Genomic DNA, 25,172 nt, shown 5'->3' with positions numbered 1-25,172 from the left:
TAAATTCTAGAAAAACAAATGACTTTCAGGCTGAATGTTAATTTCCATTGGGACTGCTTGTGGGTCAGCAGAAAGAGCAAACATAATGGCATTGGCAGCAGTTTCTGTAGTCAACATTTTTGACCTATCTACCTTCAAACTCACACTATCCCAAAAGGGAGAATCCACCCCACCAAAATAGAATAGCGTAAACTTGATACCATAGCGCCGCAATTCATCGGCCATGCACTTACTGAAACCAACTACCCCAAACTTGGAAGCACAATAAGCTGTTCCCATCGCCATCGAATGCTTGCCCAAAATGCCGATGACATTACAAATGTGACCGGATTTGCGGTCTTTCATCACATTAGCTGCTGCTTGAGATGTGTAAAAACTGCCTTTCAAATTCAAATCAAGCATCGCATCTAAATCAGCGGGTTCTAATTTGTTCCACTGCTTGAGAATACCCGCACCGGCCGCATTTATCAATACATCAATTTGTCCGAAATGCTCCACAGTTTTCTGCATTAGAGTTTCGACTTGTGACAACTGAGTAATATCTGTAGGTACTGTTAGTACCTTTGTGGTGGGGAATTGGGCGGCTAGGGGGTCTAAACGACTGCTGTCTCTGGCTGCAAGCACGAGAATTGCACCCGCATCTGCCAGTTTGTGGGCTACCGCTGAACCAATCCCACCAGTCGCACCCACAACAACCACAACTTTATTCTGCATATCCCTTTACATTTCTTTACATCGTGTTTGTATGATAACTCAAGTTATGAAAATTGGGCGAAGCGAAGCTCAGGGATGGGGCATGGGGCATAGGGAATTGGTAATTGGGAATGGGGAATGGGGAATGGGGAATTGGGAATGGGGAATTGGGAATGGGGAATTGGGAATGGGGAATTGGGAATAACCAATAACCAATAACCAATAACCAATAACTATTTCAGAGAAACTTGCCAGCCTTTATCTACTTTTTGAATCTGGAGAGAAGTGCAAGATTGCAAAAATTTAGGGAATTTTCTACTGAGATTGAATTCCTTAATTATTTGGGTAATTTGTTTGCCGTATTGTCGGTGGAATTCGCTACCTACATTTGAGAGAAATACAGAATTAGCTGGAGAGTTTTTGGTGAGTTCTTTCACGATTTGGACAATGGCTGTTTCCAAGTCTTCGAGAGAATTAATACTTTCCAAACTAGCCGATACTGCCATGCTGTTAGGTGAACTATCTTTGTTAATTATTGGTGGTTTTGGTGACTGTTTTACATCAAAAAGAGTTACGTATGCTTGAGAATTTTCTGAGGGTTGGTGAACCACAAATTCCGTGGGATATTTAATAAATATATCCCTGGTTTTAGTGCCTAGCAGATGAGTTGCCACGACTTGATTGAGGGGTGAACCGTAATTTTCTTTAAATAAGACTGAAATTCTGGAAAGTTTTACCCACTGAGCTGATGTGCGTTCTTGTTCTATTTTGATTATTGTTTTTAGATTGAGAATTAATTTTTCGATGGGGTCAGGTTCGGTTACAGATACAAGGGAGTAGGTTTCTGTTTGTCCTGTTTTGCTATTTAAAACTATGATTTTATCTACTTGTTTGCGGACTTGAAAAACTGTTAATCCGTGAGCTTGGAGGGTATTGCTGAGGTGGGTCAATGCCCGATCGGACGAACAGACAAAAATCTCCTTGGCTGTGGGATAATGGACGAAAATAGATGCTCCAACGGTAGCCATTTTTAAATCGGCACTGTCTTTGCCGGGGGGGACATGAATCAATTGATAGCCGCGTTGGTGAAATTCAGCATCTTTTTTGCCCATGCTGCGCCAATTGGCAAAGGCAACTTTAATTTGGATGGGATACTGGCAAATTCCCTCTAGGAATTTTTCGGTTTCGAGATTGAGTTGCAAGTTTTCGACATCTAGCAGCAGGATGGCTATTCCCACGCCCAATGAGGGAGTTGGAGGTTTAGATGAGGCTGATTTATTGGATTTAGCTGGTGCTATGGGGGCTTCGGCAAGTTGCTGAATTTTGGCTATTAATTTGGTGAATTGAGCCGAATTAATGAATTCGGGAATCAAGAGGATTTGGAGGTATTTTTTTGCAGTTAGCAGAATGGAATCTACATCTTTTGCTAATCTGAAACTTTTGGTAAATTTGAAAATCAAAATTGACTGAAAATCAGGTTTGGCCCACTGGGTTTTCCTGTATTTTTCAGCTATCCATTCAGGGTGCTTGGATTGAATGGAAACTAGAGTTTGAGCGAGATAGCGACTGATGGCGCTGAATGCGGCAGATTCTTGAGTCGCCAGCAAGGGGTTATGAGCGGGCATAGCTCTCCACAATGCAGGATGGTTTCTAAATCTATCTTGACACTCTCAGGTCTAAAGACACGCTCGATTGGTGACTCCAGGAGCAGGCTTGCTCAGAGAGGATTGCAAGGTTCAGACTAGAGGTGTATTCTCACGCCTGTGTTGCTTGGATAAACGTCCAAAGGTTCTAGTATGCCCTATAATTCTAGTTTTTTGCCAGTAGTCGGACGATCGCGCGCCAGATCAAACCAGCTATAATTAACGCTAACCCAATCAGCCAAATTTGTCTCTGGACCCAGAAAGCCAGAAATAGACAGGAAGCTAAACCTACTATAGGGAGCCATTGGGGGTAAAGTCTGTGGGTGGGGGAAAGTTGCAGGGCGGCGAGGTTGGTGATAGCGTAGTAGATCAAAATGCTAAAAGCGCTAAATGACCAAGTGGTTTGGACATCGCCGATGAGGATTAAAAGTGCGATCGCCACTTCCACGACCACCACAGCCACATAGGGAGTTGTCTGCGAAGGATTCAGCCGCGCCAAGACTCTCGGCATATCCCGACGTCGCCCCATCGCCAGCAACACCCGCGACAGCCCTAAAATTAAGTTCAGCAGCACTCCCAGCATGGCGGTAATAGCCCCGACAGCTAGCAGTTGAGAAACTCCCGGAATGCGGAAACTGCGGGCGATGACTTCCAAAGGTGCAGAGTTACCCGCCATTTGCAGGGAGAATTTATCAACACCCCCCGCGCCAACAAATACTATTGCTACCGCCATGTAAAGGAGCATTGTCAGCACCAAAGTGAAAATTATGGCTTTGGGAATGGTTTGCTTCGGTTCCCGCACTTCCTCACTCATGGTGGTGATGCGGGCGTAACCGCTATAGGCAACAAACATCAGGGCGGTGGCGTGGAGGATGGATGCGATCGAACTATCATTCTGTACAGTGGCCATTTCCCAGCTTACCTCTGGTAAACCAGCAACAATAAACACAGCCAGAGATAAGAGTGTAACTGAGACTATGGCAGTATTGGCGATATTCGATCGCCTTATACCAGTTAATACAACCAGAGTGAGGGTGGCGAGGGCCACTAAGGCTGTTAGGATGAGATAAGTGCGATCGGCTACACCAACTGCATTCAAAAAATACCCTGCAAAACCCAAAGCAGCAGTAGCCGCCGAAGCCGTTTTCGCTAACAGAAACATCCAACCAGCCGTAAAACCCAGCCAAGGATTCAGATATTTGTAACCATATTCGTAAGTACCACCACTAACAGGATGATTTGCCGCTAATTGAGCACTATTGAGGCCATTGCAAACAGCCACTAAACCAGCAATAATCACAGCAAAAATCACTCCCGGCCCAGCAATTTCCGCCGCAATCCCGATACTCACAAATACTCCGGTACCGACGATTGAGCCGAGGCCCATCAGAGTAGCGCCAAAAACACCTAATTCTCGCTTCAGAAGTGGTGAGGACATATAAAAATTTTTCGTAGTAAGGACTTTAGTCCTTATAGTTTGTAGTAATATCATGTCCGGTCGGTTGACATGATTCCTGTAGGGGCGGGTTCACCAACAATAATTGCCTAAAACCAACAATCTCATAAACCCGCCCCCGCCCAACTACTACGAACAATATTAACCGAAACGGCCTTGAATATAATCCCTGGTACTGGGATTGCTTGCAGAAGTAAAGATCCGACTTGTCGGCCCAAATTCAACCATGCGGCCGATGCGACTTTCATCAGTATTAAAAAATGCAGTGTAATCAGAAACACGAGCAGCCTGCTGCATATTGTGAGTCACAATCACCACAGTTAACTGTTGCCGCAGAGTCTGAAATAGCTCCTCAATCTTCATCGTAGAAATCGGGTCTAGAGCCGAACAAGGTTCATCCATCAGCAAAATTTTTGGTTTCACAGCTAGAGCACGAGCAATGCAAAGTCGCTGCTGTTGTCCACCAGAAATCCCCTGGGCCGATTTCTTCAAATTATCTTTGACCTCATCCCAAAGCGCCGCGCTTTTCAGTGCAGATTCTACAATTTCATCTAATTCTGCTTTGCTTTTTTTACCAAATATTCTCACTCCATAAGCAATATTATCATAGATGCTGAGCGGAAAAGGATTTGGTCTTTGAAACACCATGCCAATTTGGCGACGCAGACTATTAATATTCACTTTGGGACTGTAAATATCCTGTCCAAAAAACTCAACCCTTCCTTTGATGATTACTTTTCCTTCCAATTCCCCAATCCGGTTAAGAGCCTTGAGAAAAGTAGATTTACCACAACCAGAAGGTCCAATAATAGCCGTGACTTGTGGGTGAGGAATATTCATCGACAAATTTTCCAGAACTTTGTGAGTTCCGTAGTAAAAACTCAAGTCCTGAACCCGTAAGGCTGGCATTGCATTGGGGTCAATTTCCTGGGCGGTATCTGCCGAAAAATTATGGGTATTTTTTCCAGTTGTCAAGTTACTTTCAAGTGTCATTATTTTCAGTTATGTAGGGTTAATAGTAAACTTTGAGATGTAGATAATTATCTCGCTAATGGTAGGCTGACTGTTCCTGAATGGAGGCGGATAATTGATGATAATTATCTATTTTGCAAGCGTTTGCGTGTTACCGCACGAGAGACGACGCTAGCAATCAAAACCATGCCTAAAAGCACAGAAGCTGCTGTCCAAGCCAATTCATTCTGTTCCTTGTAGGGAGAACTGGCATAACTGTATATTAATACTGACATAGAAGGAGTTGGAGTCAGAATTGTCCCCGGAATTTCTTGGATTTTCGAGAGGGTTTCTGCACCAAGGGGAGACTGAGTTATTTCTCCCAATTTCTCAATCAAAGGAGGCCAAAACTGGCTGGATAAAGCAGTAACGATGAGTGGTGCGGTTTCGCCGGCGGCGCGGGAAGCGGCGAGCAAAACGCCTGTGGTAATCGTCGGGAGTGCCGAGGGAATGATAATCCGAAAGATAGTTTGAAAACGTCCGGCTCCCAAACCTCCTGAAGCGAGTCGGTAAGAAGTAGGGACTAATTTTAATGCTTGTTCTGTTGTCAAGGCGACAACGGGAAGCATAATAATACCCAAAGCGATACCGCCAGCTAATCCTGAAAATACTTTGGTTGTAACGACAATTAAAGCGTAAGCAAAGACTCCCACAACGATGGAAGGAACGCTGCTGAGAATGACGGTAATAAAGCGGATAGTATTTGATATTCCCTTGTTTTCTCTGCCAAATTCTGACAAAAATATTCCGGTCATTACCCCGATTGGGACACTAAATAACGTGGCAATTCCTACCATTAGAGCAGTACCCAGAATCGCATTGGCAAAACCGTTAGGCTGGTCTTCAACTCCTACTGGTGCTGGCAGGGAAACTAAAACGTCCCAGCTTAAATGTGTTAATCCTTCCCCCAGGATTTTGTATAAAATAGCGAACAAAGGTAGCAGAGCTAAGGCTGTGAGAGCAAAGGCAATAACAGTCATTCCTCGGCTGAAAAAGTTTCTACCCAGTGACAGGGGATTGTAGATTTCTGCATCCAGAATAGTTGGTGTTTTTTGTGCTTGATTCATGTTTAATTTTTCGCTCCCTTGACACCGATTAGCTGAACTAACAATACTGCGACTGCGTTCACCAATAGGGTGATGACAAATAGAATTAGCGCTAAATACATTAAAGAACCGACGTGCAGAGGTTCTTGAGCTTCTCGAAATTGGCTGGCTAAAACAGCGGGGATTGAGTAACCAGGAGCTAGAATAGATTGGTTGATTTGAATCGAGTTGCCAATTACCATGGTGACTGCCATGGTTTCGCCTAAAGCGCGTCCCAAGGCCAAGATGGTTGCCCCGATAATTCCTGAACTAGCTGCTGGTAATAACAGCTTAAATATTGTTTCCCAGCGGGTGGCACCTAGGGACATGGAAGCACTTCGCAAGTCTACGGGAACTGACATCAAAACATCGCGGCTAATGGCGGCTACTGTTGGTAAAATCATGATTGATAACAGTATTCCAGCGGGCAACATTCCTGGACCCAAGGGTTCGCTGCTGAACAGAGGAAACCAACTGAAATTGTTAAATAGCGACTGTTGTAAAGGTAGCAGAAAGGGAATGAGAACAAAAATTCCCCAAAGTCCAACTATGACGCTGGGAATGGCTGAGATTAATTCCACCATGAATCCCAAGGGCGATCGCACCCAAACGGGCAAAAAGTTTTCGCTGGTAACTATAGCCACGGAAAGTCCAAGAGGAATTGCGATAATAATGGCGATCGCAGAACTAATCACAGTCCCGTAAATAAAGGGCAAAGCTCCAAATTGTAACTCCCCAATATCCCACTTAGGGTTCCAGAGGAATGAGATTCCAAACTTGCTAATAGCAGGCCAAGCATCTTTAAAAATTATCGCGCTCATCCAGAACAACGTAGCGGCTGTCCCTAGAGCAAAAGCCCATACAAATATGGTAAATCCTGACTCCATCCACAAACCTTCACCCGAAGTATCAGTCAAGTCTACTTCTGTGGTATTTGTGATTTGCTGATTAGTCAATTTTTTCGGTTCCTTAGCAAAATTGGTCATACCCTAGTTGTTACTGAGTAAACAGTGAAATATTTGGTTGATGGAAGAGTAATTATAGTAGATGTAGTAGGGTGCGCAGCAGCGCACCTTACCCCTGACAATTTATAAGTTGGGAGTTAGATATTTAACTCCTAACTGAGTCGTAGCGCCCTCTTTTAACCTTTAGCAACTACACTCTGATTTACTGTTTGAATTACCTTTTGAGCTGTCCCCGAAGGAATTGTAGTAAATTCTAGCTGTTTGTTGAGACCTTGGCCTGTAGTCATCACCCAATTAACCATCTTTTTAATAGCATCGGCTTTCGCAGCAGGATACTCTTTGTAGATTAACAACCAAGTTAAACCAACAATCGGATAACCGTCGCTGGGATTCCCTTCTACTAAACGGAAGTCGGCGGGGTATGTTTCTCCTGCTAAAGCTTTTTCGGCTTCTGCCAAGTTAGCATCTACAAAACGACCAGCTTTATTTTGAATAAATGCTGTTTGGAGCTTGTTTTGTCTGGCATAGGTATCTTGAACATAACCGATCGCACCCGCTGTTTGTTTCACTAAACCTGCGACACCTGGGTTTCCTTGACCGCTGAGGGGGCTTCCGGGCCAGCTAGGTTGAGCGGCGGCTTTGATGCTACTGCCGATCGCCTGTAAGTGATTAGCAAAAATAAAGGTTGTACCGCTACTATCTGCCCGTACAACTACTCGAATCGGACTATTTGGCATTTTAGCTTGTCCAGAAATTCCAGCGATTTTAGGATCGTTCCAGCGAGTAATTTTTCCTTCAAAGATGCCTTTCATCGCATCGGCGCTCAATTTTACATTGTTTATTCCTGGCAAGTTGTAAACAACCGCAACAGCTCCACCAGCAGTAGGAACAGCGATGACACCCCGTTTTACCTGACCGATTTGTTCAGCACTCATCAGCGCATCGCTACCTGCGAAATCAACAGTACCTGCGATTAATGCTTTGATGCCAGCACCACTGCCAGTCCCTTCGTAGTTTACAGTAATTTGATTAGCGCTTCTCATCTGAGAGAAATAGCGATCGTAAAGAGGTTTGGGAAAAGTAGCTCCCGAACCGTTTAGTGTGACGGCTGCTACAGCAGAACTAATCAATGAGAGCGAAAATGCGGTTGCTGCTAGCGTAACTATAAAGGCACGTCGCCAACGTCCTGTGAAAAAAAACATACTCCTCCTCCTTAAATAACAGACTTTGGGCAATCCCCTCCATAGGATAGACCGAAAGATACGAGTCAGACCTGGAGAAAGGATAAGCTTGTTTTAAATTTTGGTTAAATTTGGGTTAAATTTTTGACAATTAGCTGTTGGGAGAGTTATTGACACTCCCCGGTCTGAAGACGCGGGGATTCTTAAGGACAAACTTTGGGGGATGAATCCGCCCAAAGTTTAATTCTTAAAGGGTTAGTCAGCAACCCGCTACCCACTCGCTCTGCGGATTGAGTCTATGGCTACTTTTGATTTCCTAATGATGTTTGCCGCACCGTTAACATCTGCATTCAGAATTATTTTCTGAGCGGAACGGTACAAACCTCGTTTAATTCTTTTACCAGATGGTTGCCAATTGTCGGGTTTTTCACCAACTTTCACTGGCAGTAAGTCTCGGTCTAAGAAGCTGGCTTTTGAGGTGTAGGATTCGTCTTGCTCTACAAATCTCCATCCTCTGAGAGCGCACTCTTGTTGTAGTCTATCTTTGACTTTAGCTGTGGGTATTTGGACAAAGTTTTGATTAGTTACGACCCCCATATTTACTTCTTGCTTATGTCCTTTATTCCAACCAAAAACTATGACATTAATTTGGTGATTTTCGCAATGCTCTATTATGGTTCTAACTGCCTTTCGTAAGTCCCGACATTAAACAGATTGTTTGACCACCTCAACAGTTGCTCGACAATGGTTTTGTCGAGTCCTGTTAAATGCCAAACGTCTTTTTGTACTGCGTACATCTTTTTTTACCCTCCTTGATTGATTTTACTATAATTTGGAAATTAGGAAAGTGCGATCGCCACTTGATAATCCTTACCATCTTTCTTAACTTTGAAAGTTTTGCATGACTGCAAAAAATTAATCACCTTACTCCCCAAATTCATTGATTGCAGTTTTTTAGTCAGTGGTTGATGGTATAACTTATGAAATTCCGTAGCAACTTGGTTAATCGGAACATAACTACCCGGAGATTCAGCCGTTAATCCTCTGATAATTTTGGCTACAGAAGTTTCCAAGGTAGCATAGGCCTGAGCTTTGGAAGCAGCCGATTTTTGCCCAACCATCGCCACTTGATGTTTTTGCCCGCTGGATTTCACTTGAAAAACTGTAGATTTCGACTGCAAATATTTTAGCAAGCTGGAATTTTTACCCAAAAAACCTTTCACAATTAAATCGGCATTAGATTTATATTTATCCAAAAAATCTTTCTGAATTCTTACCAGACTAACCGTATCCTCGTGCAACTCATTTTTGGCAGATTCAATAATTTCTAAAATTTTAATTTGGAAAACATCCAGAGAATCAATAGTAGAGGAATTGACAACAGGAACGATTTCTATATCCGGTTTTTGGGCAACATTTTGCTCGACAACAACCGTCGCCAAAGGCGCTTCCGACACCGGAGAAACTTGCGGTTGTGCTGACTCCGTAACTGTTACTGCATGAGAATTCACAGAATTAAAAGCAATAGTATGGCGCTCTTTAAAAAACTGAGCCACCCTCGAAAATCGAGCTATACGCTCGTCAATAGATTTATGTTCAGCCTGTAATAATTCTGCAACTTGATGAGCCAATTCCTCAAAACTAGGAATTTCTACTTCCCTCTCACAAGAATAGTGCTTGCTCTCACCATTATGACAGTTTTCTACAGACAACACAGCATTTTTTCGCCGCACCCGAAACACAGTCAATCCCTGATTTTGCAACTGATTGCAAAGATGATTTAACAAACCATCCGAAGAACAAACAAAAACTTCTCGCACATCGCGATATCGATATAAAATAGCAGCACCAAAGGCAATCATTTTACCATCAGCACTATTAGCACCGCCCGGAACATGAATCAGCTCATAACCGCGGTCGTAAAGTTCAGCATCCAACTTCCCCGTACTCGGATTTTTCCAATTAGCAAAAGCAACTTTAACTTGCAGAGGATAGACGCACAAACTCGCTAAGAATAGTTCTGTATTAACGTTAAGTTTCAGATTTTCAGCATCTAACAGCAAAATCGCAATCCCGCCGGAATCTGTAGTGCTTACAGAGGTGATTTCCTGCGGGATAGCTGCGCTTAATTCACTTTCGGTGAATTGGCGACTGAAAGACTGTGGCCCTACCGGATCAAAGAATTGTTTGCGGCAAGCCTTGCAAAGATATCGCTGGCGACCGTTGGGACGGCCGTTCTTACGGAGTTGGTCAGATTCGCATCTTGGACATTTCATTTAACCATTATTACAGCCTGCTCCCGAACCCAACAAGACATTACCTATCTTCTTCTTGCTCTTCCTTCGCGCCCTTCGCGTCTTCGCGGTTCGTTAAATAGATATTCTTTGAGCGGTTCAAGAGTAACTTGTGGCAGTCGATCGCCCCATAATAGTAAAAGAAACTTAACAATTATTAAAAAAATGGCAAGAGACTTGCGAGGATTCCTCAAACTACTCGAAGAACGGGGACAACTGCGCCGGATTAGCGCCTTAGTCGATTCCGACCTAGAAATTGCCGAAATTTCCAACCAAATGCTGCAAAAAGGCGGCCCAGGCTTGCTGTTTGAAAACGTCAAAGGCGCAGAATTCCCGGTGGCGATTAACCTGCTGGGTACAGAACAGCGCGTTTGCTGGGCGATGAACATGGAAAAGCCGATCGAACTAGAAGAGCTCGGCAAAAAATTAGGAATGCTACAACAGCCAAAACCCCCAAAAAAGATTTCCCAAGCCATAGAATTCGGCAAAGTGCTGTTTGACGTAGTGAAAGCCAAACCAGGGCGCGACTTTTTCCCAGCTTGTCAGCAAGTGGTAATTGAGGGAGAAGGGCTCGATTTGAACAAAATCCCGATGATTCGCCCCTATCCGGGAGACGCGGGCAAAATTATCACTTTGGGTTTGGTAATTACCAAAGATTGCGAAACCGGCACGCCAAATGTGGGGGTTTATCGCTTACAGTTGCAGTCCAAAAATACCATGACTGTCCACTGGTTATCGGTGCGGGGAGGGGCGCGGCACTTGCGGAAAGCGGCGCAGGCTGGTAAAAAGCTAGAAGTGGCGATCGCCCTTGGAGTTGACCCACTGATCATCCTCGCAGCAGCAACCCCAATTCCTGTAGACTTATCCGAATGGTTATTCGCCGGACTTTACGGCGGTTCCGGCGTGAGTTTAGCGAAGTGCAAAACAGTAGATTTGGAAGTACCTGCTGACTCGGAAATCGTGTTAGAAGGAACGATTACCCCCGGTGAAGTTCTGCCCGACGGGCCTTTTGGCGACCACATGGGTTATTACGGCGGTGTGGAAGATTCGCCACTGGTGCGATTCAATTGCATGACACACCGCAAAGACCCGATTTATCTGACTACATTTAGCGGGCGGCCGCCGAAAGAAGAAGCGATGATGGCGATCGCGCTAAATCGCATTTATACCCCTATTTTGCGGCAGCAAGTATCGGAAATTGTCGATTTCTTCTTACCAATGGAAGCCCTGAGTTACAAAGCTGCAATTATCTCCATTGATAAAGCCTATCCCGGTCAAGCGCGCAGGGCTGCTTTAGCATTTTGGAGTGCATTGCCGCAGTTTACATACACTAAGTTTGTGATTGTTGTCGATAAAAGTATCAACATTCGCGACCCGCGTCAAGTAGTGTGGGCAATTAGTTCTAAAGTTGACCCAGTTCGAGATGTATTTATTCTGCCAAATACGCCTTTTGATACCTTAGATTTTGCCAGTGAAAAACTCGGTTTGGGAGGCAGAATGGGGATTGATGCGACTACGAAGATGCCGCCGGAAACCGAGCACGAATGGGGCGAAGTTTTGGAGTCCGATCCTGATGTGGCGGCGATGGTGGAGCGGCGTTGGGCTGAGTATGGTTTGGCTGATTTGAATTTGGGTGAAGTCGATCCGAATTTGTTTGGTTATGAGATGAAGTAAGGACTTAGGCCTTGACCATTGTTGTCAATTTAAGATTGAACCTTGAGTATCTCTTGTTTGTATCAAAGTCTAGATCCCCCCTAACCCCCCTTAATAAGGGGGGGACAAGAAATATCCTCAAAGTCCCCCTTCTTAAGGGGGATTTAGGGGGATCTAGACTTAGTGTAAAAACGAGATTTCTCAAGGCTTTTAGGCTTAAGTTGACACTCCTTGGGCATTTCCTTGTTATCAATACCAAAGAAGAAGAAAGGTGGAAAGAATGATGCAAAGTCTTAATCTCGATCAAACAATTGTTGGTTGGTCATCCATTGCTAAAATGGTTTTTGTTCCTCACACCGAACAGGAATATGAGCGTTTAGTCGAACTACTAGATAGCCTAATCGATCAAGTGGGCGAGAATGAAAGCCATCCTCTTGCTTCGATGATGGATGTTATTGGTGTTTTAATCGAAAACTATGAATCTGAATATGTTGCTGAGTTAGAAGAGGTTACGTAACCTAGTATTCCACATTGTGGATTACTAATCGAGAAAGGGATTGAAAATTTTGGCGATTTTTGGAATGGGCGATCGAATTGAGTGCGATCGGGATTTACGCACTCCGACAAAGAAACCGGGTTTTTTGCAGTTTTGCTGACTGTAGCGAAGTTTTATCGAAAAAACCCGGTTTCTGGTCACTCATATGTAAGTTCTATTCTGGAATTTGATAAACTGAGAGTAATGTTTTTTGCCGGGAGGCAAGTTTGTTATGTCTCTTGCTAAAGATTTAGAGTACACAGACGAACTACGAGAAGTAATAGTAGTTCCACCTGCTGATTTATGGAGTGATGAACCACCTTTGGAAAGTGATTTACATCGGCTGCAAATGCAGCTACTTATCGATTGTCTGGTTTGGCTGTGGCGAAGTCGCAACGATTTCTATGCCAGTGGGAACTTGACAATTTATTATAGTCCCCAACAAATTAAGTCGCAGGATTTTCGCGGGCCTGATTTTTTTGTTGTTTTGGGAACGGAACGCAAACCTCGTAAAAGTTGGGTGGTTTGGGCTGAAAATGGTCAGTATCCTAATGTAATTGTAGAAATTCTTTCTCCGAGTACGGCGGAAGTTGACAAGGGGTTGAAGAAAAAAATTTATCAGAATATTTTTCGGACACCGGAGTATTTTTGGTTTGATCCGAATGGGTTGGAGTTAGCTGGTTTTCTTTTAGTTGGTGGTCAATATCAAACGTTAGAAACTAATCCTCAAGGTTGGCTATGGAGTGAGCAGTTAGAGTTATTTTTAGGGGTGCAAAATGGTCAGTTGCGCTTTTTTATGAAGGAAGGGCAATTAGTTCAGACTCCGGCAGAAATTGCTGAAACTTTGGCGGCGCAATTGCGAGAATTAGGCATTGAACCGAATGCTTGAATGTGAGCGCTCGGGCCAGGGCGGGTTTATGATGTTGTTGGTTTCCCCCATAGATGGTTGGTAAAACCCGCCCCTACAGCCCCTGAACGTAATATTAACCCCCATTTTCCCCAAAAAAAATTTAAAGCGCGCTGACGCGCGCAAAAGGGTAAAGAGGAAAGAGAGAAAAGGGAAAAAGGGCAAAAGAGTAGAGAAGAGTCCTCGCGGGGAGACTACAGCACAGAACCAACAACCGGAGACTACGCAGAAGCCAGAGCTACGCGAAAACCGATGAATGAGTTACGATCGCCCGCCGAAAGCCCGTTACGAAAGGCACTACGGCAATTGACCGCATCGCTGTCCCAGGAGCCGCCACGCCGCACTCGGTTATTATCTGTTCCAGTTTCCCAGGAACTTCCATCAGTCGGTGCGCCACTATAATTACCATGCCACTTATCGCTGCACCATTCCCAAACATTCCCGTGCATATCGTATAAACCAAAGGAATTCGGCGGAAAACTCCCGACATCCGTTGTTTGTCCGCGATAAAGTCCCTTCGGCGCAGCACCGTAGGGATAATTGCCGTCATAATTAACTAAATCTGGCGTAATCGTATCACCAAAATAGAAAGGTGTTGTCGTTCCCGCGCGACAAGAATATTCCCATTCCGCTTCCGATGGTAAACGATAAGTCTTGCCTGTTTTTTGAGTAAGTTTGCGGCAGAATTCCACAGCCTCATCCCAACTTACTTGTTCTACAGGACGTTTCGCACCTTTGAAACGAGATGGGTTGTTTCCCATCACTGCTTGATATTGTGCTTGAGTGACTTCATATTTACCCATAAAAAAAGGGGCCACAGTAACAGTACGCTGCGGCCCTTCATCGCTATCTCGCCCTGCTTCCGTACTGGGGGAACCCATCACGAAACTGCCACCTGGAATTGCTATCATATCTATAGTGATGCCATCACCGAGATTATCTGTAAAAACCTGTACTTGTCCTTGACTTCGGTTAGCAATCTGCCCCGTTGAGTTGACTGTCACTGTTTCAAAATCAAAAGTTTTTAGGGAATTTGACGATGCTTTTGGGGCTGGAGTTTCTGGTGATGGTTTTGGAGATGCTTGAGGTGATGGACTTTCTGCTATGGGTTCTGGGGATGATTTTCGAGCCGATGATTCAGGAGATGGCGGCTCATTATCTGATGGAGGTGGAAGATTTGGTGAAGATGAAGAAGATTTGTTGTTCAACAAACTTTGACTCAGCACAGCTAATGCAAATCCTCCCCCAGCAAAACCCGCTAATTGCAATAAACCTCGCCTGGTTGTGTTAGTCGGTAACGGCCAAGTGTGCTGTGGAATCACAGGAATTGTTTTAACTTTGCTCCCGGAAGGATTCGTCGATAAAGATAAAAGTGCTTGCAAAGCTTCCCCTGCATTCTGATAACGCTGACTGAAATGGTCGCGCACCATTTTATCTAAAACATCAGCAAATCTAGCGTCAATTCTTGGCACTAAATGCCGCCAAATTACTTCCCCAGTCATCGGATCTTCCTGCAATAGTTGCGGCCCAATTCCTGTTAATGCTTGAATCCCAATCATCCCCACAGCATAGACATCGCTGCACAATTTTGGTTTTCCTTTAGCTTGTTCGCTGGGTGCATATCCGGGAGTGCCTATAGCTATTGTTGTCGTGACATTTCCATTAACATTCACAATTAATTGATTGATTTGCCTAACTGCACCAAAGTCAATCAAGACTATTTTACTATCTTGGCGACGGCGCATTAAATTCGGTGGCTTAATATCTCGATGAATGACGGCATTTGGTTGGTGTTCGTGAGGAACTGTTAAAACTTCTAAGATGTTTTTTAATAAGGTAATAACGTAGGATTCGCTTAACTTTTTTCCGGCAACAATCTCTGTCTTTAAATCATGTCCATCTATGAATTCCTGAACTAGATAGAATTCGCCATTTTCTTCAATGTGAGCAAACAAAGTCGGAATTTGCGGACATTGCTTGCCTAAATTGTACAAAACTTGTGCTTCGATATCGAACAACTTTCGGGCTAGCTGCAAAACAACGGGACGATTGTCTTTCGGTTTCAGGTGTTTGACGACGCAGTGGGGTTTTCCGGGTAAGTCTAAATCTTTGGCTAGGTAGGTGTCACCAAAGCCACCACCCGCCAAGTATTTGATTATTTGATAGCGGTTGTCGAGGATTGTATCTGTGGGAATCATGGGTTTTAGGTGGATGGGTGGAGATTAAGCTTATTTTGACACAATCCTTGTTTTAGTTTGTAGTTGCGCTGTCTTAGTCGCCCGGTTCGCAGTTGCACTGTCTTCGCTGGGGGCAATCTTTTTTACTTTATATGACTTTACTTTATATGACGCCACAGATTCCCATTATTTAATGATATGTCAAGTCTGCATAAAAATCAAGTATTCGATCGCCCATTAATACCAATTTCATGAAGTAGCGTGACATAGCTAACCCCCCCCAACCCCCCCTTGCTAAGGGGGGGCTTTGAACTGCATCTCTAGCAAATATTTATGAAAACAGATATCTGGCATTTGCTGCCAGATTCCGGCAGGGGTTTAAACCCCTGCCTCATAGCGAAAGTCCTCTCAAAGAGGACTGAAGATAAGGATTGAAAAAAGGATTGAAATAGAGATTAATCGATCGCCTTTTCAGTCGTCTTTAGACGACTTGAGCTATGAGGCGGGGGTTTAAACCCCCGACGGACTGTTGCAACAAACGCAAAAAACCGACGCGAGCGACAAATCAGTTTATTGTTCCAAAATCTCAACCAAATCTTCGATCGCAATATCGAACGCACGCGCCATCTTGTCCAAAGCTGTGTAATCTACAGTTGCCATACCTGGAGAATTAGCATAGGTGGCGATCGTGGTATATGCAATACCTGTTCTGTTGGAGACTTCCCTTAGAGTCCAACCCTTCTCTTGAGCAAATTCTCGAACTCGCAGCCTAATTCGTCCCATATTCCCAGCTAAAAATCAGCCTACTCTTCCAAAATCTCAACCAAATCTTCGATCGCAATATCAAACACGCGAGCCATTTTGTTCAAAGCCGTATAATCCACAGTTGCCAGCTTGGGAGAATGGGCATAACTTCTAACGGTACTGTAAGGAATGCCCGATCGCTCGGAAACTTCCTTTAATGTCCAACCCTTCTCTTGGGCTAGTTCTCGAACCCGCAACCGAATTAACCCCATTTTCCCGCTGACAAATCAGTTTACCGTTCCAAAACCTCAACCAAGTCTTCCACCATCACATCGAAGACTTCAGCAAGTTTCTGCAAAGCCGTATAGTCCACCGTTGCCATTTTGGGAGCTTGGGCGTATTTTTTAACCGTGCTGTAGGGAATTCCCGTTCTGTCAGAGACTTCTTTCAGCGTCCAACCCTTCTCCTCAGCTAGTTCTCGAACTCGCAACCGAATTAATCCCATTTATGCTTGACAGCAGCTATGCTCATATCTTTTAATAGATACAGATACAGCGATCGCCCTCGGACCTGAGAAATCTAGAGCGATCGCCTTTCATTCACCACCCACAAAAGTGGGAAGGATTTTCCTATGATACCAAAAGAACCGACATATCGCGATCGACTTCAACCGTGGCATCTGATTCGCCACCTCCCCAACTGTCAGCGGTTAACAGTCGCCCGCTTCACCCGCCGCCGCGATGCGGAATCTTACCTAAACGCACTGCGCCGTTTAATGCCCACAGTCCCGCATACAATTGTGTTCGTAAATGCGGTGTCTGTGTTGGATGAAAACAGCGTGCCAATTCCGATGCAATTGGCGATCGAAGTTTAATGCGATCGAACTGATATCTTGTATTTGTTGTCACATTCCGGCAGGGATTTAAATCCCTGCCTCAAAGCAAAAGTCCACTTAAGTGGACTAAAGAAAGGATTGAAAAAAAGATTGAAATAGAGATTTATCGATCGCCTTTTTCAGTCGTCTTTAGACGACTTGAGCTATGAGGCGGGGGTTTAAACCCCCGACGGACTGAGGATTGAAACAGAGATTAATCGATCGCCTTTTTCAGTCGTCTTCAGACGACTTTAGCTTTGAGGCGGGGGTTTAAACCCCCGACGGACTATGGCAATAAGTGCAAAATGTGCGATCGATTAATCTCTTACAGCATTCGCGCCAAAAAAATATTGCTAAACTGTAAATAGACTTAAGTCAAGGAGTCAAATCAATGCCATCTCCCTTTCCCGGTATGGACCCGTATTTAGAGCATCCTAACCTATGGCCTGAATTGCATCACTGGTTTATTAGTGAAATTGCCAGATTTTTATCTCCGCAACTGCGTCCTAAATATCGAGTTGCCGTAGAGTTGCGAATGTATGAAACCAGCAGCGAAAATTCAGTGCTTGTCGGTATTCCCGATGTGATTGTACAGCGTTCTCAGACATCAAATAACCCATCTACAAATGTAGCTGTTTTGTCACCTCTAGTACAACCAGTGAACGTGACACTTCCTATGCCTGAAATTATCAAGGAAGGTTATTTAGAGATAAGAGGTGTGGAAACTAAAGAAGTAGTCACAACAATCGAAATACTTTCGCCTACTAATAAACGACCGGGAAAAGGCAGGCAAATATATGAGAAAAAACGCGAAAGAATACTGGGCAGTCGCACTCATTTGATTGAGATTGATTTGCTGCGACACGGCGAACCAATGCCATTTTTTGGCAATAATATTGAGAGTCAATATCGGATTTTGGTTTGTCGGGGAAATCGCCTTCCTTCCGGTGATATGTATCCTTTTAATATTCAAAATTCAATTCCTGCTTTCCCAGTTCCTTTGCGTCCCGAAGACTCTGAACCTATTGTTGATTTACAAATGCTTTTCAATCAAGTATATGATATTGCAGGCTACGATATGGAAATAGATTATTGTCGAGAGCCAATACCAGCACTGTCTGAAACGGATGCGGCTTGGGCAGATGCTTGGTTGCGCGATCGCTGATTGCGGGAAAGTTGCTAAACTATAAATAGACTTAAGTCAAGGAGTCACATCAATGCCATCTCCCTTTCCCGGTATGGACCCGTATTTAGAGCATCCCGAACTCTGGCCAGCCCTACACCACTTGCTGATTAGTGAAATTTTTAGATTTTTATCTCCTCAACTGCGTCCTAAGTATTTAGTGTCGCTGGAAGTGAGAATCTATGAAACCGCTGACGATAATTTATCAATTGGTATTCCTGACGTAAATGTAATTCAACCAAAAACCAAGACCGAATTAATAACATCAAACGTAGCCGTTGCAGAGCCACCGACACAACCGTTAACAGTAAATATTCCCATGCCATACCAGGTTCGGGAAGGCTATTTAGAAATTAGAGAAAGGGGAAATGAAGAATTAATTACAGTTATTGAAATTCTCTCGCCTACGAATAAGCGCACAGGTAAAGGACGACAAATGTACGAGGAAAAACGAGAAGAAATTTTATCGAGCCGTACTCATTTAATAGAAATAGATTTATTGCGGCGTGGTCAAAAAATGCCAATTGTTGGCAATAACGTGGAAAGTCACTATAGCGTTTTGGTGTGTCGGGGAAATCGCCGTCCCAAAGCAGATTTGTACGCTTTTAATGTGCAGAACCAGATGCCAGCTTTTCCTCTACCATTGCGATCGGGCGATACTGAACCTATCATAAACTTGCAGGAATTATTCACTCAAATTTACGACATCGCAAGTTACGACCTCAAGATAGATTATCGCAACTGGGAAGTCATACCACCGCTGTCAGAGGCGGATACAATTTGGGCAAATGCTTGGTTGCGCGATCGCAACTTGCGCGAATAATTCAAATTACTAGCAAAATGCAAACTCAACCACTCCTGACTTGAGTTTATAGTCAACAAGCCACCCTACCCACACCGCGTCAAGGCGATCGACTTCTTTTTCAAGTCAGAACCAAAAAGTCTTAAAATATACAATAAGTCACGTATATTAAAAACAGTCGCCAATTTGCAATCATTCTTTACATATTTCAGTACAGCATACCCACCCCTAACTCTTCCTGACAGGAGAGAGCACAGTCTAGTTGGATCGAAGACAATAAACATGGCGACTTCCATGCAAGCTCGTGCAGTTTCTCTAGTCTCAGGTTTGTTCAGGTTATTTGCAGCCAGTTACGAGGAGAGTTGACCACCCGTGCTCCAACGCATCAAACAAGACTTAAAAAACGACCTGATCGCAGGTCTTTTGGTAGTGATACCCTTAGCTACCACCATCTGGCTGACAATCACTGTCGCCAGTTGGGTCATTAATTTTCTCACCAAAATTCCCAAGCAAATTAACCCTTTTGACGGCCTCAACCCGATTTTGGTGAATTTTCTCAATCTCTTGGTAGGGTTGGCTGTACCCCTGCTGAGCATTACGATTATTGGTCTGATGGCCCGTAATATCTTCGGGAAGTGGTTGTTAGACTTGGGCGAACGTCTATTACAGGCAATTCCCCTAGCAGGTTCGGTTTACAAAACCCTCAAACAACTGCTGGGAACTATCCTCAAGTCCAATGACAAATTTCGCCGTGTGGTTTTGGTAGAGTATCCCCGGCGCGGAATCTGGACTTTGGCTTTTGTGACCGGTACGATCGAGAATAATGATATTCCGCCTTATCTTTCAGGCGAAAGTCCCATCGGCATTTTCATTCCCACTACTCCCAATCCCACTACTGGATGGTACGCTATTGTCCCGGAAGCAGATGTGGTTAATCTGTCAATGTCGATCGAAGATGCGTTTAAAGTCATCATCTCCGGCGGCATAGTCAACCCCAGCAACTCAGCTATAATAACGGCCCAAAACACCAATGGGACAAAATTTGAGCCCTTGATGCCCGATGCGAGATATCATCCTGTTCCAGTGGAAGAAGAGTGAATCAACACATCAATAATCTTGCATAAAACCGGCCCAGACGGAAATCGTGACTGAGGGCGGTTTTTTTTTACAAGTTTTTCTGCTAAAGTCCAAGTCTGTACTGTGAACTAACCTCTAGCAATCTCAAGAATTCCTAAATTCCTAAACTCCCAATTCCTATTTAAAAAATATGAAAAAAGCCCGCGAAACCGCACGCGAACTCGCACTCCTCGGCATTAGCCAACTCCCAGCTAATCCAGAACTCTTAGAAGCCAAGAAACTCCAAGATGTCGTCCTCGCCGCCATCCGCACCCTGACTACGGAAGTTCAAGAATCTCTAGAAACCGCAGCCTCAGAAGTGCAACGAGGTAGCGACAAGCTGCTATCGAGCGAAATCCGCGCCTCCGATGTCGAAAGTGCTAGAGCAATGGTACGGGAAGCTGTGGAACTTACTCAAACGGCGATTAACCGTCTCGGTTCAGCTATGGAGTTTCCCGAAATCATCCAGCTAGCTAACCAGCAAGATGTCCGCAATTATGCTTTGCAAATCCTAGCAAAAGTCAGTGCGAACCGCCCGGAAATTGATGACTTGCTCAAAGAAGCCCTCGTGGACTGGCAAATCGAACGTTTGCCCAGGATCGATCGAGATATCATGAGAATTGCGATCGCGGAAATTCTATTTCTAGGCTTACCCGAACAAGTCGGTGTCAACGAAGCTGTCCAACTAGCAAAACGGTACAGTGGCGATGACGGACATCGGTTTATCAACGGAGTATTGCGCCGAGTTGTCGATCGCATTAATGCACAACCAGTTAGTCATTAGTCAGTAGTCATTAGTCAGTAGTCAGTAGTCATTAGTCAGTAGTCATTGGTCATTAGTCAGTTGATAGTTGTAAACAAATAACAAACAACAACTATCAACTGACAAATAACAAATAACAAATAAGAACAGTCAACAGTCAACAGTCAACTAACTATATTCCCCATTTTAATTTTATGGTTTTTAATTGGTTTCGTCGCCAGTACAGCGAAAGTGTATCTTCTGAACAAGAAAATATTCCCGTACAGCCCCAAGAAGAGTCACCAACAGAATCCGCGCCCGTTGAGCCTCAAACAGATGCAGCAGATCCAAGTTCCCCCGCCATAGCAGAGGATTATTTGAATTGGGCGAAAGCTGCTTATAAAAATATTCAAAAACAGCAAAAACCGGAAACACCGGAAACAGAAGTTACCCAGACACCAGCAACTGAGGTTCCAGCAGCCGAAACAGATATTGCTGAATCCGCAACGGTCGAACCAACTGATGCGATCGAACTTGAGGCTCCCATAGCACAAGTGGTGGCAGAAACATCAGAAATTTCTGCACCTGCCATTGTCGAAGCAACCGATGCTTCACCGACAGCCGAGTCGATCGCCATTCCTGAACCGATAGCTCAACAATTAGAAGTTTCAACCCAACAGGGAGAAATTCCCGAACCTGCCATTTCTGTTCCCGATCCAGAATCGATCGCATCAGAACCAAATCCCGCTGTCACAGAAGTTAGGGCCGAAACAGCAGAAGCCCTGCCCTTTTGGGCCAGAGCTCAAGCAGATCGCATGGAACGGATCGAACGGCTCAAAGAAACCGCCCTCGAAGAACCAGAGGTAATTGCAGCAGCAGCAGCCAGAGCTGCAATTATCGAAGAAATTCCTGGTTTTGCCTTTGACGAAGGCTTCCTGTGGTCCTCAGAAATCCTCGCCAGTCAAGGCCGGCGGCCAGATCAAGTATCTGTCGAAGAAATCACTTGGCTGCAAAAGCTGCGAAAAGGCTTAGAAAGAACCCGTCGTAGCTTAATTAATCGACTTAAGGCGATCGTCGGTCAAGGCCCGCTCAATCAAGACGCAGTAGCGGAAATTGAGACTTTATTGCTCCAAGCCGATGTCGGAGTCGCAGCCACAGACATTATAATCAGTCGCCTCCAAGCCAAACTCTCACAAGAAGTCCTACCCCCAGAACAGGCCCTAGCCTACCTCAAAACCATTCTGCGGGACATCCTCGATGCACCCTGTGCCCAAACTGCCGCCGGAAATCCCGCTTACAGTCTGAATTTTGCCCCCGAAAAAGACACCTTCAATATTTGGTTGATTGTCGGAGTTAATGGCGCGGGAAAAACTACGACCATCGGTAAACTTGCCCACATTGCCCAAAAATCAGGATACAAAACTCTGATAGGTGCTGCGGACACTTTCCGGGCCGCCGCCGTCGAACAAGTGAAAGTTTGGGGAGCTCGTAGCGGAGTCGAAATTATTGCCAATCCTGGAAAAAACACCGATCCGGCTGCTGTGGTGTTTGATGCGATCGCCGCGGCCCAGGCCAGAGATACAGAACTCTTGATCGTAGACACCGCAGGTCGTCTGCAAAACAAAAAAAACTTGATGGATGAACTCAGTAAAATCCGTCGCATAGTAGATAAAAAAGCTCCTGGTGCTACCGTAGAATCTCTACTGGTTTTGGATGCCACACTAGGTCAAAATGGTTTGCGACAGGCCGAAGTTTTCGCAGAGGCTGCAAAATTAAGTGGAGTAGTCTTGACAAAACTCGATGGATCTGCTAAAGGTGGTGTTGCCCTAGCAGTAGTGCAGCAATTGGGTCTGCCGATCCGGTTTATTGGAGTCGGGGAAAGCATCGAAGACCTGCGCCCGTTTTCTAGCTACGAGTTTGTGGAAGCCCTGCTGGATTTTAGATTCTAGATTTCTGATTTTTGATTGATGAGGTATCTGTAACCGTCCCAATTTTTTTGAGGCGGACAGGCAGCATAAACATCCAAAATCCTCAACCTAAAACTAAAATCGTAGGAATTACCTACAGGAACAGGGTTTTCGATCGACAAAGGCTGTGGAAAAGACTAGATTAAGTTGTCGCGCATTGAATTTGTAGGGTAATTTGAATTTAAATTCTTGTGGCTGGTGTTTCAACTAACCACCAAGATACAAATTGTTAAATGCAAAACAGATAATCTAGAAAATCATCGACAAAAAAATCTGGTTTCAGTTCTGCTTCTGTGTAAATGCTGAATCATTCTTCTTTAATTTAAAATCGAAAATCACAAATCTAAAATGACTGCTGTGCCTTTGCCTCGCCCCTCACCTCAACCTGCTGACCGCCCTTCTGGTCGCAATTCCATCGACGTGACGCCAGTCTTCGCGCTCAAAGAACTGGTGGCCCGCTTGCATCGATACCAGCATAATGTTCAAGATATGTTAAGTTCCCTGGGATTTGCCCTGCGGACTTTTAATAATCTCAATCAATTTTTGGAGTTGGTTCCTTTGGTAGCGACTCGCGTTACCGATGCCGATGGCGGAGCTTTGGTACTGTTCAAGCCCAATGGTCAAGTCAGGTTTCAGCAGTTGCACTGTCAATCAGGACGGCAGTGTCAAGATATGCGAAAAGCACTGGAAATTGCCACTAAGCAAGTGACAACAGGTGTGGGAACCGGGGCAGAGTTTATGTCGGGTAACTCCGGGCAAACTTCTAGTCTAGATATTCAAGTCAGTCGCTTTTTAGGCCCGGATGTTCACTTGTTTGGTGCACCAATTTTACTGAATAATTTGGAACGGGGACGGCTGTACGTTTTTAGCAGCGAATCCCAATATTTGTTCACGGCTGGGAGACAGAAATTAGTCCGGTTGGTGGCAGATCAAACCGCAGTTGCGATCGCCAAAGATGAGCTAAATGTTAAATTGGCAGAGAAAGAGCGTTTAGACAGAGAGTTGGAAATTGGTGCAGAAATTCAAGTGCGACTCTTACCTCGTAGTTGCCCCAAAATTCCCGGTCTAGATGTGGCCGCCCGCTGTCAAACAGCTAGCAGAGTTGGCGGAGATTATTATGATTTTATTCCCGCCGACTATGACCCCATAGGCAAGGAACAGGAGTCAGAACATACCCCATCCTTGATCGAAAATCTCAAATCAAAAATGGACAAGGGTCGCTGGAGTGTTGTCATCGGCGATGTCATGGGTAAGGGAGTACCCGCTGGTCTGTTGATGACGATGACACGGGGTATGCTGCGGGCAGAGGTTTTGAACCGCCACTCCCCTGCCAGAATTCTGCAACATTTAAACCGGGTAATGCACGCGGATTTGGAAAATTCCCACCGTTTCGTGACTCTGTTTTATTCCGAGTATGACCCGAAAACTCGGACTCTTTCTTACAGTAATGCTGCTCACCACCCGCCTTTGCTTTGGCAAGCCGCCACTAATTCTATTGAGAGGCTTGATACTCTCGAAGGGATGCTAATTGGCTTGGATGCTGATTCGCGCTACCAAGAGGCACAGGTACAATTGCAGCCTGGAGATACTATTATTTATTACACCGATGGTTTTACTGATGCTGCCAATCAAGTAGGGGAGCGGTTTGATGAGGACAATTTGACGGAGGCTTTTCAATGGGCTTGTCAAAATTATCAGGAGTCTGAGCAAATTTTGAACTATTTGTTCGATCGAGTTCACCAGTTTATCGGCATGGGCAACCAAAATGGAGACGATATGACCCTGGTGGTAATGAGAGTAACACCTGCTACAGAAGAAAATCACCATGATAGTTAATTTGATGATTGAAACAACGGTTGGATTGAGTAGCGGGATTAATTGGAACGATGCGGTGGATTTGTTAGTTTGGAAATCTCATTTAAGTTCGACTGTGATTTTGGGTCAAAGCTATGAGATTTTTAGTAATATTCAGAAGTCTTGGAACCATTTTGTCTCTAGTGGTCAAATAGCTGCTTTTGGTATAGGGCTATTTGTGGGCTGGTTCATTAAGGGAATATTCCGTTAGTAAGTCAGCCAACTTCCAAAAAATGAAGGCCCAGAAACCTGACTTCTTCCTTATTCCTTCTTTTCCCCCCTTGGGGGGG

General features: G+C 44.6%; 25 protein-coding genes and 1 pseudogene. 12 read left to right on the top strand and 14 right to left on the bottom strand.

Annotation, left to right across the window (positions count from 1 at the left end):
• Positions 1-6: 6 nt before the first annotated feature.
• On the bottom strand, positions 7-714 hold the full coding sequence (locus tag AAFP11_RS14545) for an SDR family oxidoreductase (RefSeq protein WP_341737707.1): 708 nt from the start codon (positions 712-714) through the stop codon (positions 7-9).
• A 31-nt stretch (positions 715-745) separates the two neighbouring features.
• On the opposite strand from AAFP11_RS14545, the gene AAFP11_RS14540 reads away from it, so the two are divergent.
• Positions 746-898, top strand: a complete 153-nt coding sequence (locus AAFP11_RS14540) for a hypothetical protein (protein WP_341737706.1) — start codon at positions 746-748, stop codon at positions 896-898.
• A gap of 28 nt (positions 899-926) precedes the next feature.
• Here the strand turns inward: AAFP11_RS14540 and AAFP11_RS14535 are convergent, their stop codons facing one another.
• The 9 genes and pseudogenes from AAFP11_RS14535 to AAFP11_RS14495 form a co-directional block, all read right to left on the bottom strand.
• A complete protein-coding gene (locus AAFP11_RS14535) occupies positions 927-2,318 on the bottom strand; it encodes an NYN domain-containing protein (RefSeq protein WP_341737705.1) in 1,392 nt (463 codons plus the stop codon).
• A 184-nt stretch (positions 2,319-2,502) separates the two neighbouring features.
• Positions 2,503-3,774, bottom strand: a complete 1,272-nt coding sequence (locus AAFP11_RS14530; RefSeq protein WP_341737704.1) for an APC family permease — start codon at positions 3,772-3,774, stop codon at positions 2,503-2,505.
• A gap of 159 nt (positions 3,775-3,933) precedes the next feature.
• Positions 3,934-4,701, bottom strand: coding sequence for a phosphate ABC transporter ATP-binding protein PstB (gene pstB, locus AAFP11_RS14525; RefSeq protein ID WP_340523119.1), 768 nt, complete (start codon positions 4,699-4,701; stop codon positions 3,934-3,936).
• A gap of 188 nt (positions 4,702-4,889) precedes the next feature.
• Positions 4,890-5,870 carry a phosphate ABC transporter permease PstA gene (gene pstA, locus AAFP11_RS14520; protein ID WP_341737703.1) on the bottom strand — a complete coding sequence of 327 codons (981 nt, stop codon included), beginning with the start codon at positions 5,868-5,870 and terminating at the stop codon, positions 4,890-4,892.
• Between the two features lie 2 nt (positions 5,871-5,872).
• Positions 5,873-6,874: a phosphate ABC transporter permease subunit PstC gene (pstC, locus tag AAFP11_RS14515; protein ID WP_341737702.1), complete on the bottom strand. Its 1,002-nt coding sequence runs from the start codon at positions 6,872-6,874 to the stop codon at positions 5,873-5,875.
• Between the two features lie 155 nt (positions 6,875-7,029).
• Positions 7,030-8,055 carry a phosphate ABC transporter substrate-binding protein PstS gene (pstS, locus tag AAFP11_RS14510; protein ID WP_341737701.1) on the bottom strand — a complete coding sequence of 342 codons (1,026 nt, stop codon included), beginning with the start codon at positions 8,053-8,055 and terminating at the stop codon, positions 7,030-7,032.
• A gap of 182 nt (positions 8,056-8,237) precedes the next feature.
• Positions 8,238-8,724 (bottom strand): annotated as a pseudogene (locus AAFP11_RS14505) (IS200/IS605 family accessory protein TnpB-related protein); the annotation flags it as partial.
• Entirely contained in the window at positions 8,706-8,831 is a 126-nt protein-coding gene (locus tag AAFP11_RS14500) for a hypothetical protein (protein WP_341737700.1), read from the bottom strand. The gene AAFP11_RS14500 and the pseudogene AAFP11_RS14505, both read right to left, overlap by 19 nt.
• 42 nt (positions 8,832-8,873) lie before the next feature.
• Entirely contained in the window at positions 8,874-10,310 is a 1,437-nt protein-coding gene (locus AAFP11_RS14495) for an NYN domain-containing protein (RefSeq protein WP_341737699.1), read from the bottom strand.
• 183 nt (positions 10,311-10,493) lie between these two features.
• On the opposite strand from AAFP11_RS14495, the gene AAFP11_RS14490 reads away from it, so the two are divergent.
• The 3 genes from AAFP11_RS14490 (at position 10,494) to AAFP11_RS14480 (ending at position 13,405) form a co-directional block, all read left to right on the top strand.
• The gene (locus AAFP11_RS14490) at positions 10,494-12,002 is read left to right on the top strand and encodes a UbiD family decarboxylase (protein ID WP_341737698.1); all 1,509 of its coding nucleotides are present in this window, start codon (positions 10,494-10,496) and stop codon (positions 12,000-12,002) included.
• Between the two features lie 259 nt (positions 12,003-12,261).
• A complete protein-coding gene (locus AAFP11_RS14485; protein WP_341737718.1) occupies positions 12,262-12,498 on the top strand; it encodes a hypothetical protein in 237 nt (78 codons plus the stop codon).
• Between the two features lie 250 nt (positions 12,499-12,748).
• Entirely contained in the window at positions 12,749-13,405 is a 657-nt protein-coding gene (locus AAFP11_RS14480) for a Uma2 family endonuclease (RefSeq protein ID WP_341737697.1), read from the top strand.
• A gap of 239 nt (positions 13,406-13,644) precedes the next feature.
• Here AAFP11_RS14480 and AAFP11_RS14475 read toward each other — a convergent pair whose 3' ends face one another.
• The 4 genes from AAFP11_RS14475 to AAFP11_RS14460 all read right to left on the bottom strand — a co-directional run bounded on the left by AAFP11_RS14475 (position 13,645) and on the right by AAFP11_RS14460 (position 16,849).
• Positions 13,645-15,621, bottom strand: coding sequence for a bifunctional serine/threonine-protein kinase/formylglycine-generating enzyme family protein (locus AAFP11_RS14475; RefSeq protein WP_341737696.1), 1,977 nt, complete (start codon positions 15,619-15,621; stop codon positions 13,645-13,647).
• A gap of 549 nt (positions 15,622-16,170) precedes the next feature.
• A complete protein-coding gene (locus AAFP11_RS14470) occupies positions 16,171-16,383 on the bottom strand; it encodes a helix-turn-helix transcriptional regulator (protein ID WP_341737695.1) in 213 nt (70 codons plus the stop codon).
• 20 nt (positions 16,384-16,403) lie between these two features.
• Positions 16,404-16,616, bottom strand: a complete 213-nt coding sequence (locus tag AAFP11_RS14465) for a helix-turn-helix transcriptional regulator (protein WP_333102249.1) — start codon at positions 16,614-16,616, stop codon at positions 16,404-16,406.
• Between the two features lie 20 nt (positions 16,617-16,636).
• A complete protein-coding gene (locus AAFP11_RS14460; protein WP_194063647.1) occupies positions 16,637-16,849 on the bottom strand; it encodes a helix-turn-helix transcriptional regulator in 213 nt (70 codons plus the stop codon).
• 126 nt (positions 16,850-16,975) lie between these two features.
• Here AAFP11_RS14460 and AAFP11_RS14455 point away from each other — a divergent pair, with 126 nt between their 5' ends.
• The 8 genes from AAFP11_RS14455 (at position 16,976) to AAFP11_RS14420 (ending at position 25,093) form a co-directional block, all read left to right on the top strand.
• Positions 16,976-17,218, top strand: a complete 243-nt coding sequence (locus AAFP11_RS14455) for a hypothetical protein (protein ID WP_341737694.1) — start codon at positions 16,976-16,978, stop codon at positions 17,216-17,218.
• A 391-nt stretch (positions 17,219-17,609) separates the two neighbouring features.
• Positions 17,610-18,383 carry a DUF4058 family protein gene (locus tag AAFP11_RS14450; RefSeq protein WP_341737693.1) on the top strand — a complete coding sequence of 258 codons (774 nt, stop codon included), beginning with the start codon at positions 17,610-17,612 and terminating at the stop codon, positions 18,381-18,383.
• 52 nt (positions 18,384-18,435) lie between these two features.
• Entirely contained in the window at positions 18,436-19,224 is a 789-nt protein-coding gene (locus AAFP11_RS14445) for a DUF4058 family protein (RefSeq protein ID WP_341737692.1), read from the top strand.
• A gap of 351 nt (positions 19,225-19,575) precedes the next feature.
• On the top strand, positions 19,576-20,301 hold the full coding sequence (locus AAFP11_RS14440; protein WP_341737691.1) for a DUF502 domain-containing protein: 726 nt from the start codon (positions 19,576-19,578) through the stop codon (positions 20,299-20,301).
• 169 nt (positions 20,302-20,470) lie between these two features.
• Positions 20,471-21,103, top strand: a complete 633-nt coding sequence (gene nusB, locus AAFP11_RS14435; RefSeq protein ID WP_341737690.1) for a transcription antitermination factor NusB — start codon at positions 20,471-20,473, stop codon at positions 21,101-21,103.
• Positions 21,104-21,276: 173 nt separating this feature from the next.
• On the top strand, positions 21,277-23,010 hold the full coding sequence (gene ftsY / locus AAFP11_RS14430) for a signal recognition particle-docking protein FtsY (RefSeq protein WP_341737689.1): 1,734 nt from the start codon (positions 21,277-21,279) through the stop codon (positions 23,008-23,010).
• A gap of 366 nt (positions 23,011-23,376) precedes the next feature.
• Positions 23,377-24,864: a PP2C family protein-serine/threonine phosphatase gene (locus tag AAFP11_RS14425; RefSeq protein WP_341737688.1), complete on the top strand. Its 1,488-nt coding sequence runs from the start codon at positions 23,377-23,379 to the stop codon at positions 24,862-24,864.
• Complete coding sequence (locus tag AAFP11_RS14420; protein WP_341737687.1) at positions 24,854-25,093, top strand: hypothetical protein; 240 nt, start codon at positions 24,854-24,856, stop codon at positions 25,091-25,093. Before AAFP11_RS14425 ends, AAFP11_RS14420 begins: the two co-directional genes overlap by 11 nt.
• The last annotated feature ends 79 nt before the right edge of the window (positions 25,094-25,172 follow it).

The organism is Microcoleus sp. CAWBG640, assembly GCF_020883015.1.
In the GTDB taxonomy this organism is placed as follows: domain Bacteria; phylum Cyanobacteriota; class Cyanobacteriia; order Cyanobacteriales; family Microcoleaceae; genus Microcoleus; species Microcoleus anatoxicus.
Note: the sequence above shows the minus strand (reverse complement) of the source record. Positions and strands in the feature narration are given on the sequence as shown.

What these genes read in the sequence shown, in the direction of transcription:
- AAFP11_RS14535 (WP_341737705.1), bottom strand. Translation starts at nt 2,318, where the DNA reads ATGCCCGCTCATAACCCCTTGCTGGCGACTCAAGAATCTGCCGCATTC.
- AAFP11_RS14485 (WP_341737718.1), top strand. Translation starts at nt 12,262, where the DNA reads ATGATGCAAAGTCTTAATCTCGATCAAACAATTGTTGGTTGGTCATCC.
- AAFP11_RS14490 (WP_341737698.1), top strand. Translation starts at nt 10,494, where the DNA reads ATGGCAAGAGACTTGCGAGGATTCCTCAAACTACTCGAAGAACGGGGA.
- AAFP11_RS14460 (WP_194063647.1), bottom strand. Translation starts at nt 16,849, where the DNA reads ATGGGATTAATTCGGTTGCGAGTTCGAGAACTAGCTGAGGAGAAGGGT.
- nusB (WP_341737690.1), top strand. Translation starts at nt 20,471, where the DNA reads ATGAAAAAAGCCCGCGAAACCGCACGCGAACTCGCACTCCTCGGCATT.
- AAFP11_RS14500 (WP_341737700.1), bottom strand. Translation starts at nt 8,831, where the DNA reads ATGTACGCAGTACAAAAAGACGTTTGGCATTTAACAGGACTCGACAAA.
- AAFP11_RS14530 (WP_341737704.1), bottom strand. Translation starts at nt 3,774, where the DNA reads ATGTCCTCACCACTTCTGAAGCGAGAATTAGGTGTTTTTGGCGCTACT.
- pstB (WP_340523119.1), bottom strand. Translation starts at nt 4,701, where the DNA reads ATGCCAGCCTTACGGGTTCAGGACTTGAGTTTTTACTACGGAACTCAC.
- pstC (WP_341737702.1), bottom strand. Translation starts at nt 6,874, where the DNA reads ATGACCAATTTTGCTAAGGAACCGAAAAAATTGACTAATCAGCAAATC.
- AAFP11_RS14465 (WP_333102249.1), bottom strand. Translation starts at nt 16,616, where the DNA reads ATGGGGTTAATTCGGTTGCGGGTTCGAGAACTAGCCCAAGAGAAGGGT.
- AAFP11_RS14545 (WP_341737707.1), bottom strand. Translation starts at nt 714, where the DNA reads ATGCAGAATAAAGTTGTGGTTGTTGTGGGTGCGACTGGTGGGATTGGT.
- AAFP11_RS14470 (WP_341737695.1), bottom strand. Translation starts at nt 16,383, where the DNA reads ATGGGACGAATTAGGCTGCGAGTTCGAGAATTTGCTCAAGAGAAGGGT.
- AAFP11_RS14475 (WP_341737696.1), bottom strand. Translation starts at nt 15,621, where the DNA reads ATGATTCCCACAGATACAATCCTCGACAACCGCTATCAAATAATCAAA.
- AAFP11_RS14495 (WP_341737699.1), bottom strand. Translation starts at nt 10,310, where the DNA reads ATGAAATGTCCAAGATGCGAATCTGACCAACTCCGTAAGAACGGCCGT.
- ftsY (WP_341737689.1), top strand. Translation starts at nt 21,277, where the DNA reads ATGGTTTTTAATTGGTTTCGTCGCCAGTACAGCGAAAGTGTATCTTCT.
- AAFP11_RS14455 (WP_341737694.1), top strand. Translation starts at nt 16,976, where the DNA reads ATGATACCAAAAGAACCGACATATCGCGATCGACTTCAACCGTGGCAT.
- AAFP11_RS14425 (WP_341737688.1), top strand. Translation starts at nt 23,377, where the DNA reads ATGACTGCTGTGCCTTTGCCTCGCCCCTCACCTCAACCTGCTGACCGC.
- AAFP11_RS14450 (WP_341737693.1), top strand. Translation starts at nt 17,610, where the DNA reads ATGCCATCTCCCTTTCCCGGTATGGACCCGTATTTAGAGCATCCTAAC.
- AAFP11_RS14540 (WP_341737706.1), top strand. Translation starts at nt 746, where the DNA reads ATGATAACTCAAGTTATGAAAATTGGGCGAAGCGAAGCTCAGGGATGG.
- pstA (WP_341737703.1), bottom strand. Translation starts at nt 5,870, where the DNA reads ATGAATCAAGCACAAAAAACACCAACTATTCTGGATGCAGAAATCTAC.
- pstS (WP_341737701.1), bottom strand. Translation starts at nt 8,055, where the DNA reads ATGTTTTTTTTCACAGGACGTTGGCGACGTGCCTTTATAGTTACGCTA.
- AAFP11_RS14480 (WP_341737697.1), top strand. Translation starts at nt 12,749, where the DNA reads ATGTCTCTTGCTAAAGATTTAGAGTACACAGACGAACTACGAGAAGTA.
- AAFP11_RS14445 (WP_341737692.1), top strand. Translation starts at nt 18,436, where the DNA reads ATGCCATCTCCCTTTCCCGGTATGGACCCGTATTTAGAGCATCCCGAA.
- AAFP11_RS14420 (WP_341737687.1), top strand. Translation starts at nt 24,854, where the DNA reads ATGATAGTTAATTTGATGATTGAAACAACGGTTGGATTGAGTAGCGGG.